This is a genomic window from Ascidiimonas aurantiaca (assembly GCF_037646345.1).
Taxonomy (GTDB): Bacteria; Bacteroidota; Bacteroidia; order Flavobacteriales; family Flavobacteriaceae; genus Ascidiimonas; species Ascidiimonas aurantiaca.
This window is the reverse complement of the sequence record NZ_JBBEWR010000001.1, coordinates 238,796-258,270: the sequence shown is the minus strand read 5'-3', so window position 1 is coordinate 258,270 and position 19,475 is coordinate 238,796. Positions and strand designations below refer to the sequence as shown.

The following is a 19,475-nucleotide window of genomic DNA, read 5'->3' as shown; positions in this document are numbered from 1 at the left end:
ATTATTGCCCTTATGGCAAATCCTCTGCATCAAATTTTAATTTCTACGGTCTCTTTTCATACATTTAATTTGGGGTTTAGATTTAACAATTAATTAATATATAGTTACAGTACTGTCTAAAATGTTAAATACAAGCCTAAAGAAATATAACTTCCTTCTCTAAACTCGCGTTCTACATAGTCACCTCTAAAGGAATCACCCGTAGATCGGGCAATTGCATTCTCTACGCCGGGATCAAATTTTTCATTTTGATTTCCGTCTCTGTAAAACTTAAATGGGGCGTTTAAAAGGTTTTGTATCCCGCCTCTTACCTGCAAGTTGTCGGTGAGTTGCTGTGAAAAAGTTATATCGATAAGATGACGGTGTCTTTCGTAAAGTGCTCCTACGTCTGAATTATTAATACCTTCGGCAATACGCAAACGATCACCGGCTACGTTGTAAAGGAAAGAGAACTTGGTTGGGCTATCCTGTTCCCCATAGTAAAGTCCTAAGTTTATAATATAAGGAGAGGTTCCCTGTAAGGGCCTGCCATCTACACCTTCTACCGCAACCACTTCACTCTCCAGTAAGGCACCGTTAAAAATAAATGACATTTTTCTAAGCCCATGTGCTAAAAAGCCTAAATTTTTTCGAGCTTCTACTTCCAGACCATATACCTCTGCCCTTTCCGTATTTAAGGGCGTCATTACCGGCAATACAAAGCTTGCAGAAGAGGTATCATATTGTTCAATAGCATTGGTAAGGCGCTTGTAAAAAGCACCTACAGATAAAAACTCTGAAGGGGAGGGATAATGTTCCCATCTAATATCATAGTTGTCGATCTCGGCATTTAGTAAAAGTGGGTTACTGGCAACATTAAAACCGGCTTCAAAGTCAAAGAATTGAAAGGTAGACTGTTCTCTGTATTGTGGCCTATCTATAGTGCGGCCATAAGCTGCTCGAATCGCAGTTCTGTCTGAGATATTATAGGTAACATTGATGGAAGGAAGCAGAAAATCCTGGATCTTATTGGGAGTAGGCTCAAAAATGGTTTCATTACCATCAAAACTCACTGGAATTGAATCAATAGTTTGTCCGTTTGCATCAAATAGAAGACGCTCATTCCATTCATAGCGCACCCCTGCATGGATGTTGATTTTATTATCAAATAAAGGTATTGTAGCCGCTATGTAACCTGCACGTATCTCATCATCAAAGCTATATCTGCCAGGAAATGCACTGGCCGCTGGAGGATTAAGTGTTATACGTCCCGGACGAAATTGTGTATATAGAGTATCTATTACATTTTCCCAGGGAGCAGGGTCTAAAATATTAACAATATCCGTGTCTCTGGGTTCAGTAAGATCAGCCTCAATAACTACCATATTGGAATTAAAACTTCGATCTCTTTGTTCCAGGTATCCCCCGGCCTTTAACTTAATCCCGCTTTTAAGATCTTTGGTATAATCTAATTGGAAAATCTCAGCTTCCTCATCAGTATCAAAAGAAAGTCTTGTATTAAAATTTCCACCTCCTGCATTAAATTCAGGAGTCCAGAGTTCAGTGCCCGATTCAGGATCCTGTTGTTCTGCCGGGAAAATAAATTTATAGCGTTGTAAGTCAGGTATATTGTCATAGGCTCTGTTAATACCTGCGGACCAATAAATATGATGACTCCCTATCTGGTGGTCACCACTTAGTTGTACCTGCAAAATATCTCTTACATTGTAGCGATAAGAAAAAGTTTTTTCTCTAAAATTTCCTTCATCCGTTCCTTCTCTATTGTTTAATTCATCAGTAGCATTACGGGTTATAAAAGAGGTAAAGTCTATTTTATGATCATCATTAATCACCAGACTTAAATTTTGCATGGCGCTTAAACGAATACGTTCTACATATAAAGAGTCTATATAAACTCCGTTATTACCACCCCTGCTGATCTCTCCGTTATTATTAGTATCTCTAAAAAACTGTGCCCCATTAAAGGTGAGATCGGTTTCTATAAACTGGCGTTGTAATTCATAATTAACGTAGGTTAGGTTGTTAAGCCTAATATTCCCAATACGCCAAGAATCGTTATAGTTTATAAATGCGCGGGTATCCAGTGCATGATAATCCTCCTGAGGGGTACGTACGCGTGGCAACTGGGCACCCACGCGTGCTAGTTCTTCCGGGTAATCGTTGATATTAGGCAGTGTATAGGTGGGGTCTCGCAAGATATCGGGTAGTTCCCTGTCTTCCACGCCTCCACCATACCAATCTTTATCACTACCCTCATAGGTAACAAATTCTGAAAGACTGGAGCCAAAGGTTCTATACTGTTGCAGATAGCCTATTTGCAGTCTTCGTGCAATGGCTGTTTTTTTAGTTTGTATTTTGACAACCCCTCCTCCAAAATTACCTGGTAGTTCCGGAGATGGAGATTTGTGAACGACCATTTGATCTATTACAGAAGAGGGTAACAAATTATAACTGAAAGCACGGGTATCCATCTCGCTACTGGGCGTAATCATACCATTTAGCATAGTGAGGTTGTATCTGGGATCCATCCCCCGTACCAGGACAAAGTTGTTAAGCATGGTTATCCCGGGTACTCTTCGTACTACTTCTGCCGCATCTATATCAAAAGAACGACTTATCTGCTCGTTGGAGATCCCGGTAACAATTGCATCACTGGATTTAATGGTACTTACCAGACTTTCTTCGGTAGAATCTTCTAACGGGGCATATTTTACATTAATAGCTGCAGAAACAACTACCTCATCAAGTTGGTCTGTATTAAATTTTAATGTAATATTAAGCTGGGTGATGTTGCCTCCTATAACATCTACACTAATACGCTGTGTTGCATACCCTAAAAAGGAAACCTCAAGTATATAATTCCCCTCGGGTATATCGGTAATTTCATAAGACCCGTCAAGGTCGGCAGCTACGCCTTTATTCAACGACCTTATGAGTATAGAGGTGCCTGCCAGTGTTTCTCCCGGCATTTCTCCGTCATACACGATCCCGCGTATGGTCCCTGTTCTTTGTTGTTGTTTTGGCAATGTATTTTCTTTTTCAAAAACAGCAATGGTTTTATTCATGACATTAAATCCCAAAGATGTTTTTCGTGTTATCTCTTCAAGTGCTTCGTTAATGTTATTTGTACTTATAGATATATTAGAGATACGGCGGGATTTAATATTGGCTCCATAAGCAAATTTAAATTCGGTTTGTAACTCAATGGCAGTAAATACTTGTTCTAGTGTGGCTTCGTTGTAATTAATGTTTATAATTGTGTTGGATTGGGCCAGGGAGGTGTAACACACCGTCCATAAAATGAAATAATATATTTTCATCGAATGTTTTTTTTTGTTTTATTTGCATACAAAAGGTCGCTCTCCCTCTATTAAGGAGGAGTAAAATATGACCGGTCTTTTTTTTGAAAGAGCTCCCGTATCGCCAAATATCAGAGCTCTTTCTTTTTTATTCGTATACGGTAATCTGGCCTGTCTGCCTGTTTTTCATGATTTTTAGTTTATTAGTTAATGAAATGATCTCCAGTATTTTTTCCAATGAATCATCTTCGTGTATCTTTAATGTAATCCTTTTGTCCTGAAGGCTATCATCTGAAACAATAGGAACATGATACCTTTTTTCCAGGACTTTAAACACACGAGTAAGCGGTTCATCTATAAAGCTATAAGAAGGAAGTCGCCACGCCGATACTTCCTGCCTGTTAAACTTTACAACACTTGGGGCACTGTTTTGTAATTGAAATTCTTCTCCGGGTTTTATATCCCAGCTATCATTTCGATTGGTAATTTTTACTTTTACTAATCCGGTAAAGAGCGAGATCCGTGTGTCTTTGCTTATGGTATCGAGAACAATATTAAAAGAGGTCCCAAATACGGTAGTAATAGTTTTTCCGGCGGTAACCCGAAAGGGTTTTGTTGAATCTTCTGCTACATCAAAAAAAGCTTCTCCTTTTAACGTAACATTTCGGGAAGATGTAGCAAAAGACACAGGATATTCCAAAGAACTACCTACTCCCAGAACCACCTGAGTACCATCCTGAAGTGTTTCTCTTAACGGAAGCTTTGTGTGGTTTACCAATGTTACCAGAGATGTATGTTTTACGACAAAATGATATGATACTATTATGACAGACAGAACAACTGCTACAGAAGCTATTTGTGCGTATATGGATGTTTTTTTCTTTTGTTTTCCGGATATACGGCTTTCAAAAGATTTCCATGAGGCATTGATCTTTGTATCGGATATGGGGTCGTTAGCTTCTTTCCATACACGTTCAAGATAGTTTTCGAGCTTTTCTTTATCCCGATGTGTCATTGTAATTTAGTATTTACTCTAATAACAAATGAGAAAAGAAAAGTAACCATCTAAAGGTTTAAACAAATTGTTAAGTAAACGGAAATAAATCTTTAAAGACTAGCCAAAAGGCTCTTTGCATTCCTTACGCAGAAAATCACTGGCACGCTGCATCTGGCTGGCAACCGTGTTTTTAGAAATATTGAGCTTTAATGATATCTCTTCATAGGAAAGCCCGTGGAGTTTGTGCAATTCAAATATTTGTTTGCGCCGATGTGGCATTTCATCAATTTTGCGATATACAAGCCGAAGTTTTTCCTGATGGTTTTCAGATATTAATGCTTCATTATCCTCTGTTTGGGACGCCAGCATTACTTCTTTAAACTCTACTGATCTGCCTTCACGGTTTAAATGATTAAGTATAATATTCTTTGTAATGGTATATAACTGTTTTTCAAATAACACCTGGTCTTTTAAAAGGTTTCTTTGTTCCCAAATTCGCAGAAAAGTTTCCTGAACAATATCATCGGGAGACAAACGGCTAAGTAAAAACTTTTTTGCAAAACCGTGTACGCGTGCGTAATACTTTTTGTACAAAAGTTCAAGCGCAGAAATATCGCCATTTTTGATATTTCTTATAATCAGGTATGTGATTTCTGGTTCCAAAACTACTCTCAAATAAACTCAGTTTATGGAACAAAACCAAAGACACGATATTAATAAATAGTAAAGTCGGAAGAATTTAACATTCTGCCTTACAACTATTAAAAACGCAAAAAAAGGAAAACAATACCTTTTGAAATTATTGTTTTTCAGCTTCTTTCCCGTAGAAAAAGAAAGTTCTCATAAAGTTTAAACGTTGCTTATACAAATAAAAAGGTGAGGAATACTCCTAAAAAAGGACTATTCACTCACTCATACCTATAATTAATAATGCATTATACTAAACAGTGTAAATTCTACATACGTATCTTTTTTCCGGAAAACAGGGCTCACAGACCGGTTCAAACCCCGGGCCTTTATCAGGGCAATTTGCCTGCCATTCGAACGGGTCACATGTTTGGCCACTAATTACCGGATTTTTTGCCTCGAATAGGCTTCTTTGTTCATTTTTACTTAAAAATCAAACTTCTTATACTGTTTATAATTTGCTTCATATTCTAAGGTTTTGAACTATGGTTTTTTACTCTACTTCCAATACTACTCTAAAACCAACTCCTGCAAAACGCATTTCCGGGCTTTCTCTAAATCGATAGGCTATTCTGCATTCTGTAGGTTTACTTCCGAAAGCACCTCCTTTGGCAATTTTATATTTTCCTGTTAAGGGACCTTTCGGATCAATAAGACTTATCTGGCTGCTTATACTCCAGTAATCATTTACCCATTCATACACATTGCCTATCATATCATAAAGGCCCAATGCGTTTGGCTGAAAGCTTCCTACAGGAGCTGGAAAAACATAGGTATCATCCTGTGTAATGGAAAAAACTCTTTGCGGGAATTTTTTTTGATATGTTTTACCGGCAAGATTGGCAGTTAATTTTCCGGAATTTATATCATCTCCCCACCAATAGCGATAAGAGGTACCTCCGTGAGCGGCCAGTTCCCATTCTGCTTCTGTAGGCAACCTGTATGTTTTCCCTTCTTTAGCACTTAACCACTCACAATATCTTTTTGCATCATTCCAACTCACAAAATTAACAGGTAAACGTTCGCTTATTTCATAACCGGGATTATGCCAACTAGCATCGGGGTCCCATAAATTAAGCCCTGTTTGTACAGTGGACCAGCCGCCTTTAACATTATTGACATCCATAAAAACTCCGGTTTCTGCATCGGTTTTGGTTGTTTGATCTTTTACAAATTTTCTAAACTCTCCTATTGTTACTTCTTTTTCTCCTATGTAAAATGGTTTGGTAATGGTTACCCGATGTTGTATTTCATCTTCACGCCCTTCATCATCAGGCGCTGCTCCCTTAAGAAAAGTAGCGGGGAGAATACGTTTGAAAACCATTCCCTGAGAGTTGGTTATTCGCTCATTTGCCATAGATTGTTTACTAAACTTCTTTCTTATAAATACCATTTTTCTGTTTCCGGTTTTTTTTTGTCCATTATAGCTTAGCATTAACTGTTCATTACCTTTCAAAGTGTACGAAACCTGTAATTCACGAAAATCAGAAAGTTTTATTTGTGGTCTCACAAGCAGTGTTTTTCTTCCTCTTTTGGCAATAGTATAGGGCACTACTACGTCCCCCAGGAAAATACGATACTCATTTGAGGTGATGGTTAGTGAAATATTCTCCAGTTGTTCACGGGTAGCTCTTTTCATGTCTTCTTCAAACTCTACACACTGCCATACACCTGTAAGGTCTTTTATGGCGGGAGTTTTATCTCCACTCGCTCCTGCTAAAAGCAGGAACAAGAGTACGGAATAGTTAAAAAGTGTTTTCATTAGTGAAATGTTTTGGTTATTGTTTATTCGTTGGTCAAAAGTCATAATTTAATTCCCATACACCTCTGCCAAAAGAGGCTATGGTGATATGTTTATATTCGGTATTCAGTTCTATATCAAAGACCGGAACATGGGGAAGCCCCTTACCCAATGGTTTTAAGGTATGATTGGCACATGAGTATTCGGCCACTCCAAACTCTCCTGCTATAAAAAGAATCTCTCCTTTTTCTTTATGTGTATATAACTCAATATCATAAACATCACCCTGAAACCATGGGTATCTGGTTATATTGGTCAAAGGAGTAATAAGGGGTTGGTTTTTTACTGATTTGCCAAACCAAACATTATTTGAATGACTACTTTCGGCGGTTATGTAAAAAGAAAAAATTTCTGCTCCGGGCCTAATTGCGGTAATGTATGCCGGTGTATCTGAAAACTGAAATGCATCAAACACTTTTTCTATCTTCCACCGGTGTTTTTCTTTAAGAAACCTGTACACCCTTCCAAATGAGGTGCCGGCATATATTAAATTGGAGTTTACGTAGGTTACGGTTGTAAATACTTCCTGAGGACGCTCTGAAGTGAAGTTAAGAGCCTGCCACTGTTTTCCCGAATCATAGGAAAGGTACGGCCGGTCTGCCAGAAGGATGATATGGTCTGCATTTTGAGGGTTTAAATCATAGGGACAAAGAAGGGCAAATTCTTTTACGGGACGAATGGGCGGGTTTATGCGAACAAAACTGTTACGACTCCCTTTAGTGGTTGAGCAGGCCAGATAATAGGAAAAAAAGAGATTAAAGACTTTGTGTTGATTCTGAGGATGGATCATTACTTTACCGCCATCCCCATGATCCACATGTTCCCATGTTTTGCTTTCTGTATATCGTAAGGTACCATTATCCATAGCACCTGCCAATATATAATTTTTATCGGTCCTGCTACGTGTAACATTCATAATCTGTGTAATAACTAGTCCTTTGTTAAGACTCTTCCATGTGTTTCCGGCATTGTTTGTAAGCCATATTCCACCATCTCCTGCTATTAAGAATGAAGAAGGATCTCCGGGCATAAATGTAATTGCGTGAAGGTCAATATGTAATTCACTACCTATGGGTCTAAAATTCCAAGAGTTATCTATTCGTACTCCTTTATAAAGACTACTAAGATGTTTGCTTCGGTCCCCGGTTCCTCCAATGTAAATAGTATCTGTAGAAGCAGGATGATATGCCAGTAACATATTATGAAAACCATGTCCCTGAAGAAGGTCGGGAGTTTGGTGTACTGGTTTCCATGAGTCTCCCTGGTCTTCAGACTCAAAAAGTCCACGAAGTTTAAAATTAAGGTCTGCAAAAAGTGCCAGTAAATGATCTTTTTTTGAAGGATGTACGGCTACTCGTATTCTTGTTGTGTTGGAAACCGGCAAACCGTTATTAAGGCGTTGCCACAATGGTTTTTTATCCTGAAGGCCGGTAATGCGAAAAATGCCTCTGCCCCATAGGCTTACTAAAGCAGCCTGAGACGTGTTTCCTGTAAAGTGCACATCGGTAACCGGTATAGTTTTCTTTGCCTCAAAAAAGGGTATTAGCTGCCAGGTACTTCCTGCATCTAATGATTGGAACAACCCTTTTGTAGTAGCTGTCAATATATGTTCAGGATTTAGCGGATTGATAGCTATTTTGGCAAATGCTGCTTCTTTAAAAATATCTCTACCCAGCAGCTGCCAGGTATTTCCCCCGTCTTTGGTTTTGAGTATGCCTTTTCCGCGATCTCCGTACATGCTACTTTTTTTTGGTATGAACAATTCTCTGTAAGCTACGTTAGCTTCTCCTGTACCGGCATATATCACTGCTTCATTATGAGGATACATCGCCAGTGTGCCTATGGCAGAGACTGGTAAAGAATCTGTAAGCGGTTTCCATTTATTTTTTAAAGGAATATATTTCCAGACTCCTCCGGAAGCAGTACCTGCATATATGCTTTTTGTTTTAGGTGTAATAAGTGTATGGGTTACTCTTCCCGAAACGTTTATGGCACTGCCGTCATACCCTTCTCCATTAAATATGTGTTCGGGCCCCAGACTTTTCCACAAGGATGCTGTTTTTGTTATTTCACTTTTTTTTTAATTTCTGACCTAGTTACAAACTGTTCGGCAACAACCTCTATATACTGTGCATGTTGTTCCATTATAAAAGCAGCTTTATCAATATATAAGGAAGCTTTTTTAAATGTAATATCTTTAATAGTAGGGTCAGGAAGTATTTTAATTACATTTTTAGCAAAATAGGGCACCCCTATACTTTTGGGGCGTTTTATTTGTAAGTGAAGCTGATACGCGGCCACAACTTCCTTTATCTGTGCTATTTCACGGCAGTCATTATAGGCTTTTAGTACACAATCACTTACATGAGTACACGAATGGGGTTTAGATTGTAAAGTGGTACTAAAGTGTTTTACTGCCTTCAACAAGGAATCATTTTTTTCCTGGGATTCTGCGTATATGCGTAACACTGCTATCTTAGCTCTTTGCATCGCCGTTTCACAGCGCTTTTCAGCTCTTTTTATACGCTCTTTATAAATATCGCTATCTGTGGAGTGATGCTCTCGCAATTGAGTGTATCCTGTAAAAGCTAATACATTAAAAAACAACACGAATATTATATATGTTGGTATTAGTTTATTCATTTTGAGTGGTTTCTTGATAAGGTAGTTTTTTTGTTTTTTCCTGATATACTATACCTTTTCGGGTATTTGGAGGTAATATCTGAAGGGATTCCAGAAAAGCAATTATGGCTTCCTGATCTTCATAAGTCATTTTTTCAAATTCAATTCGCGAAGCACGTGCTTCTCCTCCGTGATGTTCGATAGCTTCTCTGAGGGTCGTAAGATCTCCTCTGTGTCCATAAGGAGCAGTATTACCTACTGCCCAAAGACGTTTGGTCAAAAACTCATTAGTTGCTGTAAAACCTTCTACAAGTACTTCATTTCCAAAATGAGGTCTTTCAGGATCTGATATTTTATGTCGTTTCAGATCAGTAAACGCCCTGACCATATAGTAACCCTCTTTGGTTTCTGTGAGTCTGGGGCGATCTATATCTTTGGTAAGATCAATTAACAAAGGGCTCTTTATTTCATGATTTCGCAGGGTTCCTTCCAGATTATAAGGGCCGGGTTCTGCAAATACAGGGTTGTTAAGTTTTAACTGCGGGATATGGCAGCTCGCACATTTAGAATTATTGAAGATAACTTTTCCTCTATTAACTTTTTCACGTGCTTTTTTGTCTGCGGGAAGTACTATTCCCGGCGTATTGAGCCCTACCTGAAAAACAATAAGTGCAGTTATATCTCCTTCGGTAAGCTCATTACGTACTTTATCACGGTCAAAATCCATAGAGCCGGTAAGGTGATATCCAAAGCGCTCTTCTGCCTGGAGTCCGTGATGAAGATTTTCTGCGTTTACGGTAAATGTGCGTAAAGAAGTTACTGTCCCTTTTTGTCCCCAGGGCCTAACTACCAGATCCCGATCTATGCCTTCTACTTCATGAAGCCTTAAGGTGCCGTCTGGTTCTGCGGTAAGATACCCAAAAGAAACTCCTTTGGTAATTAATTCTCTCCGAATATTCTGCCCGGTGGACAAGGCTTTTTCTTTTACTTCTTTTTTAATATGATGGAGATCTGCTGTCATTTCTCTTGCCAGTAATTCAATGAGACCTGCCCCATTAATTTCGGGGGTTCCTCTTTCTGCCGAAAAATCTGAAGCAGTGGAGAACATAATGGGCTGGCGGGAGCCCAAACCTGTAAAAACATTAGAAGTAAAATCACCTGCTCCTCCTACAGAGGGTGAATGATGACAGCTAAAACAGGAATTGGCATCTGGACCTGCTGTTCGGGTAAACGGTACTTCTGTGCCCAAAGGTCTTCTCGTAGGATTGGGGTTGCCTGTAGCACCGGGTCTTCCCATACCACGATCTTTGGTAAACTGAGCTACAAAAAGTCGTTCACCTGCTAAACGTAATTGCTCTAATGTCCATTTACCCTTTTGAATATCTTTTATAGAGATATGACCAATTTCATAAATATCCTGCGGGGTTTGCGATACGTATGCATAATTTGCCATTTTATGGGCGCAACCAATTATGAAGAACATGAACCCTAGCCAAACTACAAAGGCAATATCTTTTTTTATCTTATTCATCTATTAGCGTAGTTTGCTGATTCCTGAATAAAGATCAATATCTCTGGGAACCGGAGGTATGCGCATAGGAACTTCAACAAACTCCTGTCGCCATCCCTTACTGGAAAGGAACCCAAAATTAAGACGCTGCATACCATCTACATAAAAACGAACCAATGGTCTATCGGGAATTTCATCTGTTGGCCATATACAAAGTGAAGACATGAATTTACGGTTCTTGCCGAGAAAATCATAAAGAACAATGTTGGCATAAAGTCCCTGTCCGCGAGCACCTTCATAATCCCATCCGGAAATTATGCCCATTGTTTTAAGGGTATTGAGTGCATAGTTTACTTCGTCAAAATTCATGATGGTTCTCCTGAAGGTAATAGACGTTTCTTTATCTGTATCTAACTGTATGGTTTGATCTGATGTCAAGGGCCCTCTAAGATCCAGGTAAAATCCTTCCAAAGATGCATCTGTATCTGGTAAAGTCTTACCATTTTGAGGAGTTACAGCCATGAACCCTCCTTCAATATTAAGAATATATGGTTGTACCAGACTTTCTTTCTGTGGTACTTTTTCAAGAACTTCAGTTAACGGTCTACCAAAATAATTACCAACTGTAGCTCCGGAAGCACTTAAAATACCTCCCGACGGTGTGCTACCCCGTTGTCTGACATTTTCTTTTTTTATTTCTACCAGTTGTTGAACAAAAGCCTGTGTACTAAAGAAATCGATCGTTAGTGCCCCGTAAGGGTCTGTTCCTTCTATTATGGCAGAGCCATTTAAACTGTGATCGTTAGCAACCAAGAACATTCCGGGTTTCAGAATACGGTTCTTTCCTTTCCAGTTTTCTAGGAGCAGGTTTTGATTTTCCAGGAGTCGGTATCCAGATATAATTTCTTTTTCTTTCCACTTATTAAGACATTCGTATAACTCCTCTAAAGCATGAATTCCCACATGAAATAAGGATGATTCTATACCATTATTTTCAACAAGAATCTCACGGGCCTCTTTATCTTTCTGTATATTCAAGACCCACGAAGTCATGACTGCTGATATCTTGGATTTTTCTATTGCTCCAGGACGTGCATATAGTGAAAGATTACCACCTTCCATACCCATTAATAATAGATTTTTATCTAAATTACTGGTATAGTGAAGCATGTTACCGGTTTGTGCTACCATATTACAGGAAGTATGCGCGTGTACCGATGCACTTAAAGATTCATTAGTTCTGGGTACCCGTACTAATGGACTGGGGTAAGGGAATTTTGAAGGTTGAAAAAAATCGTCTGGCATAGGAGAAATGGGAAAAGCTATAGGAAGTATTTGATCGTATTTGGGAATTCTGTCAACAATACTTGCCCTTGCTTTTTTCAATGCTGCAAAACCCTCTTCAAAAAGGCTTCGTGAATTTTTCGGAGAAATACGGATGACTTTATCAAAAATAATATCAGATGCTTCTGCATTCATTTTCAGGATTTCCAGATTTTCATCGGGAAGTGCATCCATAATGATGTAGGTATTATTCTGGCTAATAAGTGATTTGGCTATGGTTTCCCTCAGTTCAGGATCATCGGAAACAAAAAGATCCAACTTTAAACCATATACATCTGCTGATTTTTGAAGACCCTCTCCATATTCGGGGTCACTTACAATTGCTCCGATATTAAGGTTAAAACCGCTACTTTCCATTACTTCAGAAAGGGTTACCGGTTCTACATAAATTGAAGAGTTTTCACGTACATCCTGGGCAAAGATCAAAACGGGAATTACAAGGAAAACCCCAAATAGAAAACGTGTTCTCATGGTTTGGCTGTTTAGTGGTTTACAATATGAAAAGTGAAGTTGAGGGAGCACAGATTCCTGATAATGAAATCTTTAACTAATTTAATAGATTCTGATGAATAAAAAAAGAGAGTTAGAAAAATTTGTTAAAAAAAGTAAAAAATTACGGGTTAACCATATAAGCAAAATAATTAATCCATAAAATTTTGATCTGTTTTTTTAAATAATACAAGGGGTTTCATTTTAACTTTGCTTGCCATATACTTATCTATCTAATCCTACTATTGTAGAACACTCACTTATAAATACCATTATGTTATGAAGATACGCATGGGTCTTTGAAGTTTTTAGCAACTCAAAAGCTTATGTTTCAGTTCTCTTTAGTCTTGAGCAGATACACTCTGTATTACAGTACAGGTATGGTACTGGTTTAGGGAATGCCTAAATAGTGATATGAGTTCTAAAGTTCTTTGTTTACGGTTGCATATCATAAAAAGGGCATCAAGTTACATTGAAAATAAAAGGATGCGTAGCCGGGCTACACATCCTTTTATTTGTATTTAAGCTTCTGTAAGCTCTACCTGTCTCACTTTGGCATCTCTAATTTCTACCCATTTGCCCTGAGGGCCCAGGAATGTAAAATTACATACACCAGAACTCCAGTTATCTTCAAGCACCAACGTAGCTGCGAATACGGAAGCGTCCCTGACCAAAATGGGAGAGGCCACATTTACCAGTATATGCGTGTTTTTGGGCATTACTGTCATGTACGTAAAATTACCCGTAACCGGCACATGCTCTTCAAAAGGCGGATTTACTGCCTGTGTAACTGAAGCATTGCCACTTACTTTTTTCGTAGGCGTCGTGACAATTAAGTCTAGTTTGAGATTGGGAGCCCCTAAAGCACCCGTAGATACTTCATAAGAAACGGGAAACGTCCCTACTTTTAGTTCACTCATTTTTTATGTTTTTTAGTTCCCTACTCTGTTCATGGCTTTTCGGTTTCCGCCAAACATCAATCTTTTGGAAAAACATTTGTGTACATTTTAAATGATTGAGGCTGAAGGCAATTTACAATTTATGTAGGTAAAAAATTACAGTGTAAATACGTGATTTCAATATACGTGTTTTATCCTGTTTTTAAAACTGCGGTGCTGCATGGTATAAAAAGTTAAAGAGCCGGAAATATTTCCGGCTCTTTAACTTGCATTCTGAATTATCGGAATAGGCTGGTTGAAAATTAGTTCAAATTTTTACGCATATTACGCTGTACGGTTTGCACAGTTAGTTTTATGGTCTCAACATCTGTTTGTTTTACTTGTGCAATCTCTTCATAGGTAAGCCTTCCAAATACCAAAAGGTCTATTACATCTGAAGTTTCCAAAGGTAACCAGTTATATATACGGTTTAATACTTCCCTTTTTCCGGGAGTAAGGTCTTTTTTTGAGTCCTGAATTTCAAGAGTACTTATTATATTCTTTTCAGCATCTTCATAAAGAAACTGAGGCTGGGCTTGTTCTTCCTGATGATACGAAATATCATCCAGCTCTTCCGGCATAAGCAGATCATTATCAATATCTGTTTCAAATCGTTCTTCAAATTGTTCCAGTTCCTCACTTAGCAGTTCGCTAACACTAACCGTACGGGTACGTATGGCTTCTTTTTTGAATAATGTATTTAGTTTTGCCTGCAATAATGAAAAAAGCTTAATACTTAAATTTTTATCATTTATGTTTTTATCAAAATCTTTATACAGGTCTATTATGGCATCATCGGTAATTTCGGCTGCCTTATACATATTCCTGGGTACAATACCCGAGGATTCTGCCGTATATAGCCTGTGTTTTACATAAGGTTGTACTTTTTGTACAAGCCCGAGTACTCTATTTCCAAATTCTATATCTTTTTGTGTAATAACTGATAAGTCTCTCATAACATCATATATTTTAGGTAAACACTAAATTACCATACCCTATGTGTATGAAAAATGACAAATATCATTAAGAGTAAACATCAAAATGCCGGGAAAAGAAGTATGAATAAAGTCTTTGCTATTAAAAATCTACCACCAATCCGATCACAGGGATAAATTGGCCGCTTTCGGGTTCAATTTCCACCAGGTTTCTGGGAGTAAGTTCGTTGCCATTTGCATCTCTTTGCAAACCAAACTGAGGAGGCTCCGGCAGTTGTTGTGACAACAGGTTTTGAACTTCAAAAAAGAGATTTACAGAAAGGCTTTTTAAGTTCCAGCGTTTGTCAACCCGTATATCCAATTGACTAAAGGTTTCCAGTTTTACCCGGCCCAGGGATTCATAGTCAAGAATGATCTCAGGATACACATTGGTAGTTGCTTCAATATCTACCGGTACAAAAGGTGTTCTCCCGGCAAAACGGTACCGGCTGCTGATCTCCCAGTTTCTTTTAAGCTTATAGCCTCCGGTAAATGAAAGCAGATGCCTGCTGTCCCAAACAGAAGGGAGGTAATCTGTTCTGTCAAAACCAGTAAATTCACTATAAAAGAAAGTATATGAAAATATTCCGTAAAAGTTATTGGTAAGTTTTTGTTGAAAAAGCAGTTCTGCACCATAACTCCTGCCCTTTCCCACGGTTTCTACCGCCTCATTACCCAATACTTCAAACCCGCCACCTTTATTGGCCAGAGATACGCCATCTAAAACAGATACGGGATAATCATCATATTGTTTGAAAAATGCTTCTACGGAAACACTGGCGGCTGGGCCCAGTATATGTTCCAGACCTATTACGTAATGGTCACTTTGCGTATATGATACATTTTGGTTAACCAGAATATTCTCGTTGTTTCGAAAACCCAGTATAGTATAAGGAGGGATCTTGAAATACCGCCCTGCGGTTGCATTTAGCTTCCAGTTTTTTACGAACTCGTATGACAACGAAAGACGCGGGGAAAATGTAGATAGAAGGGAGTTACCTTGAGTAAAGGTATCATCATCCATTCTAAAACCTAAAGAAACATCTAGCTTTTCATCAAAAAAAGAACGGGATGCATTCGCAAAATATCCGTATTTAAAGAAATTGATCTCTGTATTGTATTGTATATTGTCTGCTAAATTAAAAGTTGTATTGGAGTAGTCAGACCACTGGGTATTAAAACCCGCATTAAACTTCCACTCTCCAGTAAATTTGGTGACCTCAAAACGAAACCTTGTTTCAGATTCTCGGGCATCGTTACTAAAAATAACGCCTTCCTGGTTTTCATTATCCTCATACCTGGTAAACTCGTTAACCAAAAAGTTATTACTTAGTACTGATTGCATGTAACCGCTACCGTCTTTAAAGCGTTTTTTCCATGATATCCCTGCAGTATTGCTTCTTTGTTCTATAAACGGGACCTGCTCCAGGGTGGCCTGTTGTTCTTCATCAAAAGTATCGGGAGGTGCAATTGAGAAATCATCTATAGAACCTACCCCCAGAACATTTATCTCATTGTAATCATCAATCTTGTGGGTAATTTTGTATTGATAATCCCAATAATCCGGACGAATGGGTAACCCTATAAGCTCAAAAAGAAATTGCAGGTAACTGCGTCGGGCAGAAACCATAAAACTGGTATTGCTCTCTTCCTTACCTTTTTTGAACAAGGGGCCTTCGAGCGTAACTGCAGCCTCACTGGCGCTTAATCTGAAATTACCGTTAAAATCCCTATTGTTCCCGTTTCGCTGTTTAAACTGAAGAACTCCCGATAAAGGATTGTCGTAACGTGCCCCAAAAGCTGAAGTAGAAAGGGTGACATCTTCTATAAAGGAGACATTAAGCAGCCCAACGGGGCCACCGGCACTTCCCTGTGTACTGAAATGGTTAATATTAGGGATCTCCATACCATCCAGATAATATACGGTTTCGTTAGGGGCTCCACCACGTATAATGAGATCATTACGGAAGCCGCCTACTGATGGTGATACTCCTGGGAGAGATTGAGCTACCCGCACCACATCATTATTCCCTCCGGGATACGTAGCAATTTCTACAGCCGATAAGGTCTGAACTGACAAAGGCGTCTCCCTGGCTCTGCTTATTTGCCTTTGTGTAACCACGATCTCGTCAAGGTTTTGAGCAGATTCATTAAGGATAAAATTGTAAGGAGGGGTTCCTATGGATCGTACAATGACATTAAATTTGGTCTGGGACTCAAAACCAATAAAACTAGCTGTTAAATTGTAAGATCCCGGAACAATATTTCGTAAAACATAAAACCCCTGTTGATCAGTAATGGCTCCTATATTAGAATTTTCAAGATATACAGAGGCTCCTTCTAACGGAGCACCGGATTCATCGGTAACGTAACCATTTAATTCTCCGTAAACCTGTGAAAATGCATTGAAAGAAATCCACAAAAAAATGATCGATAAAACACCTTTTTTCATTGCTCTTTTGAATAGTACTCTTTCGTAAAAAAAACCTAATTATGAGTGCGTAAAACTATACAATTTAATCGTTACCCTGTAAGTTGGTGCATAAAAAAAGGCCCGTACGGGCCTTTTTATTTTGTATGCTCAATTTTTATTCTTCTTTTACAATAATAAGTGTCGCTTTTACTCCTGTGGTAAGATTCCATTCATTAGCAGTAACCAGGTTTCCTTTATCATCATATACCCGGAACTCTGCTGTATTGGGACCCGAAGCACCCTGGTTCAACGCCTGAAAATCAATACGGTTAAATCCTTTATCCAATGTTATATCAAAACTTTTAAAATCATAATCTAACCAAATATCAGGAACAATAACCATATCATTTACAGACAACTTAACTCTGTCCCCATCTACAAACTCATGATCTCTGCATATAATACGAACATACTTGGCGTTGCTTTTATAATCTCCCAAATACTGGTCTTCCATATATGAGGGTTTTATTTCTTTATCTCTTTTAAACTTTTTATCATAGATCTCTCCCGGATCCCGAAGGTCACTACCCGCAGTCATATCTATCGTCTTAGGTTTTGTTTTTAAATCAACAGGATCACCAAAATATCTAAGCATTTTTTCATTTTTCTTGTTATCATCTAACAATGACCCTGAAGTACCCAGACTAATTGTATTACTTGAAGAACTGACCACAAGCGGTTTCTTTACCGTCTCTGATTGAGCTGAGGCGGAAACACCGGTTATGAATACCCCTATGGCTAACAAAACCGTTCTATGGCTTGGTAAGAAAGAGCGCATATTTATGATTTAAATAACTAAATAATATTTAAAGATAGCTAATTAGACCTATTACCGTGGTAAGGTTATGTTAAATGATCTTTTTCGAGCTCACTTAACCTACTTGGTATCTTTATTTTTCCTGAGTTTTCTTTTGATCTTATTTATGGCAGATTCAATAGATTTCTCTGGTTCTATTACATTATAGTCTCCCCAAAAATCGGGGTCCGAAAAACCGGAGGCTTCATCCGAAAGCACTACAGAAGGCCGCAAACGTTCATTTACGGGCAGTGTGAGACCCTCGGTGTTCTTTTCCCAGTCTGTTACTGCCATTTCGCTACTCAACGTAAACAATGAGTTGAAAAGTTTATTTCGCCAGTTTACTTTAAAAGCCAATTGTACATTGCTGTAACCATAATACCATTTTCCTCCGGTTTGGCGATAATCAACCCGGTATGCTGCTTCTGTAGGCCATACCCGTACCGATGAGGGTTTTCTCTTAACAAACATCCTGCTGGCCTCTGCCAGGTTTTCCAGATTTAATTTGAAAACAGCACTCACCAGTGCCTGTGTATTTGAATTAATATATAAGGTACCGTAATACCGGGGGGCCTCTACCCAATCTTTTTGATTAAACCTGATAACAAAAACAGGTTGATTATTTACAGTGGTAGATCTTTCAAATGCAAACTCATATTCATCTATTAATTCTCCCTGAAAAATAAATTCCGGATATTTCATTATATCAACATACAAAGTGCTGAAAGGTCCTCCTTGTAGTTTCAGAGCCAGAGTATCAAGCCTGGAGTAATCAGTGCTTTTTCGCGATTTAAAAAGCTTTACCTGATCTGGTCTGGCATTGGCATAAGGCTGTTTATATACATTTACTACGGCCTCTGAAAGGGATACATTTCTACGTCTCTTACGAATGGTCTCTCTGTAAAAGGCTGTCATGATCATACCCTCGCCTACATAATTATTTTTTCGTTTTTCAAATACCTTGCGTACCAGGTCTTCCGGATCTTTGGGTATAGACACATCTACTTCGGTAAGCTCAATAGCAGAAGGTTCCAGTTCTATTTCATTTTTCTCGGGTTTTAAGGTAGCAATTGATATCTGTTTTTCCTGATAACCTAAAAAATAGACTGATATGGAGGTTGCATTTTCACTTTTAGGCACTTTAAGTAAAAACTCTCCCTCGGTATTGGTAATAGAACTTATGTTGCTCCCTTCTACCTGTAAAACAGCAAATACCAGAGGTTCTCCCGAACGGGCATCTACAACAGAACCGGAATACTGACGGAATTGTAAGGTATCCTGAACTGCTCTGTAAGACATGGTATGCGATGCTAAACCCCATTCAGGAAATACAATTCCTGTTATAAGGATAATAAACAACCCCACTCTGTTTTTGCCGTGGGTCCATATATTTTTAAACATGAGAATATCCATTTTATTAGTTGTAAAATTTAGTCACTTAAAAGATACAAAATTCAAAGTAAACCTCTATGTCAAAAATACTCATTTTAAAACAGTTCTCAGAGGTATTTACAAAAACTTCAAACCCTATATTTATCTCATTTT

At 38.4% G+C, this 19,475-nt stretch carries 13 protein-coding genes; all 13 read right to left on the bottom strand.

What is annotated here, in order from left to right; all coding sequences use genetic code 11:
- Nucleotides 1–116: 116 nt before the first annotated feature.
- Nucleotides 117–3,320: a TonB-dependent receptor gene (locus tag WAO84_RS01145; RefSeq protein ID WP_340063182.1), complete on the bottom strand. Its 3,204-nt coding sequence runs from the start codon at nucleotides 3,318–3,320 to the stop codon at nucleotides 117–119.
- A 127-nt stretch (nucleotides 3,321–3,447) separates the two neighbouring features.
- Nucleotides 3,448–4,314, bottom strand: a complete 867-nt coding sequence (locus tag WAO84_RS01140) for a FecR family protein (protein WP_340063181.1) — start codon at nucleotides 4,312–4,314, stop codon at nucleotides 3,448–3,450.
- 99 nt (nucleotides 4,315–4,413) lie between these two features.
- Nucleotides 4,414–4,971 (bottom strand): RNA polymerase sigma factor, encoded by a 558-nt coding sequence (locus tag WAO84_RS01135; RefSeq protein WP_340063180.1) that lies wholly within the window; start codon nucleotides 4,969–4,971, stop codon nucleotides 4,414–4,416.
- A 505-nt stretch (nucleotides 4,972–5,476) separates the two neighbouring features.
- The gene (locus tag WAO84_RS01130) at nucleotides 5,477–6,745 is read right to left on the bottom strand and encodes a formylglycine-generating enzyme family protein (RefSeq protein WP_340063179.1); all 1,269 of its coding nucleotides are present in this window, start codon (nucleotides 6,743–6,745) and stop codon (nucleotides 5,477–5,479) included.
- Nucleotides 6,746–6,779: 34 nt separating this feature from the next.
- Complete coding sequence (locus WAO84_RS01125; RefSeq protein WP_340063178.1) at nucleotides 6,780–8,834, bottom strand: WD40/YVTN/BNR-like repeat-containing protein; 2,055 nt, start codon at nucleotides 8,832–8,834, stop codon at nucleotides 6,780–6,782.
- 14 nt (nucleotides 8,835–8,848) lie between these two features.
- On the bottom strand, nucleotides 8,849–9,427 hold the full coding sequence (locus WAO84_RS01120) for a hypothetical protein (RefSeq protein WP_340063177.1): 579 nt from the start codon (nucleotides 9,425–9,427) through the stop codon (nucleotides 8,849–8,851).
- Nucleotides 9,420–10,937 (bottom strand): di-heme oxidoredictase family protein, encoded by a 1,518-nt coding sequence (locus tag WAO84_RS01115; RefSeq protein WP_340063176.1) that lies wholly within the window; start codon nucleotides 10,935–10,937, stop codon nucleotides 9,420–9,422. The genes WAO84_RS01120 and WAO84_RS01115 overlap by 8 nt, the downstream gene beginning before the upstream one ends.
- A gap of 3 nt (nucleotides 10,938–10,940) precedes the next feature.
- Nucleotides 10,941–12,731, bottom strand: coding sequence for a hypothetical protein (locus WAO84_RS01110; RefSeq protein WP_340063175.1), 1,791 nt, complete (start codon nucleotides 12,729–12,731; stop codon nucleotides 10,941–10,943).
- Between the two features lie 539 nt (nucleotides 12,732–13,270).
- On the bottom strand, nucleotides 13,271–13,669 hold the full coding sequence (locus WAO84_RS01105; protein ID WP_340063174.1) for a DUF1842 domain-containing protein: 399 nt from the start codon (nucleotides 13,667–13,669) through the stop codon (nucleotides 13,271–13,273).
- 281 nt (nucleotides 13,670–13,950) lie between these two features.
- Entirely contained in the window at nucleotides 13,951–14,643 is a 693-nt protein-coding gene (locus tag WAO84_RS01100; protein ID WP_340063173.1) for a hypothetical protein, read from the bottom strand.
- Nucleotides 14,644–14,764: 121 nt separating this feature from the next.
- Nucleotides 14,765–17,113, bottom strand: coding sequence for a TonB-dependent receptor (locus WAO84_RS01095; RefSeq protein WP_340063172.1), 2,349 nt, complete (start codon nucleotides 17,111–17,113; stop codon nucleotides 14,765–14,767).
- Between the two features lie 136 nt (nucleotides 17,114–17,249).
- Entirely contained in the window at nucleotides 17,250–17,912 is a 663-nt protein-coding gene (locus WAO84_RS01090) for a hypothetical protein (RefSeq protein ID WP_340063171.1), read from the bottom strand.
- 99 nt (nucleotides 17,913–18,011) lie between these two features.
- Nucleotides 18,012–19,331 (bottom strand): carboxypeptidase-like regulatory domain-containing protein, encoded by a 1,320-nt coding sequence (locus tag WAO84_RS01085; RefSeq protein WP_340063170.1) that lies wholly within the window; start codon nucleotides 19,329–19,331, stop codon nucleotides 18,012–18,014.
- Between the last annotated feature and the right edge of the window lie 144 nt (nucleotides 19,332–19,475).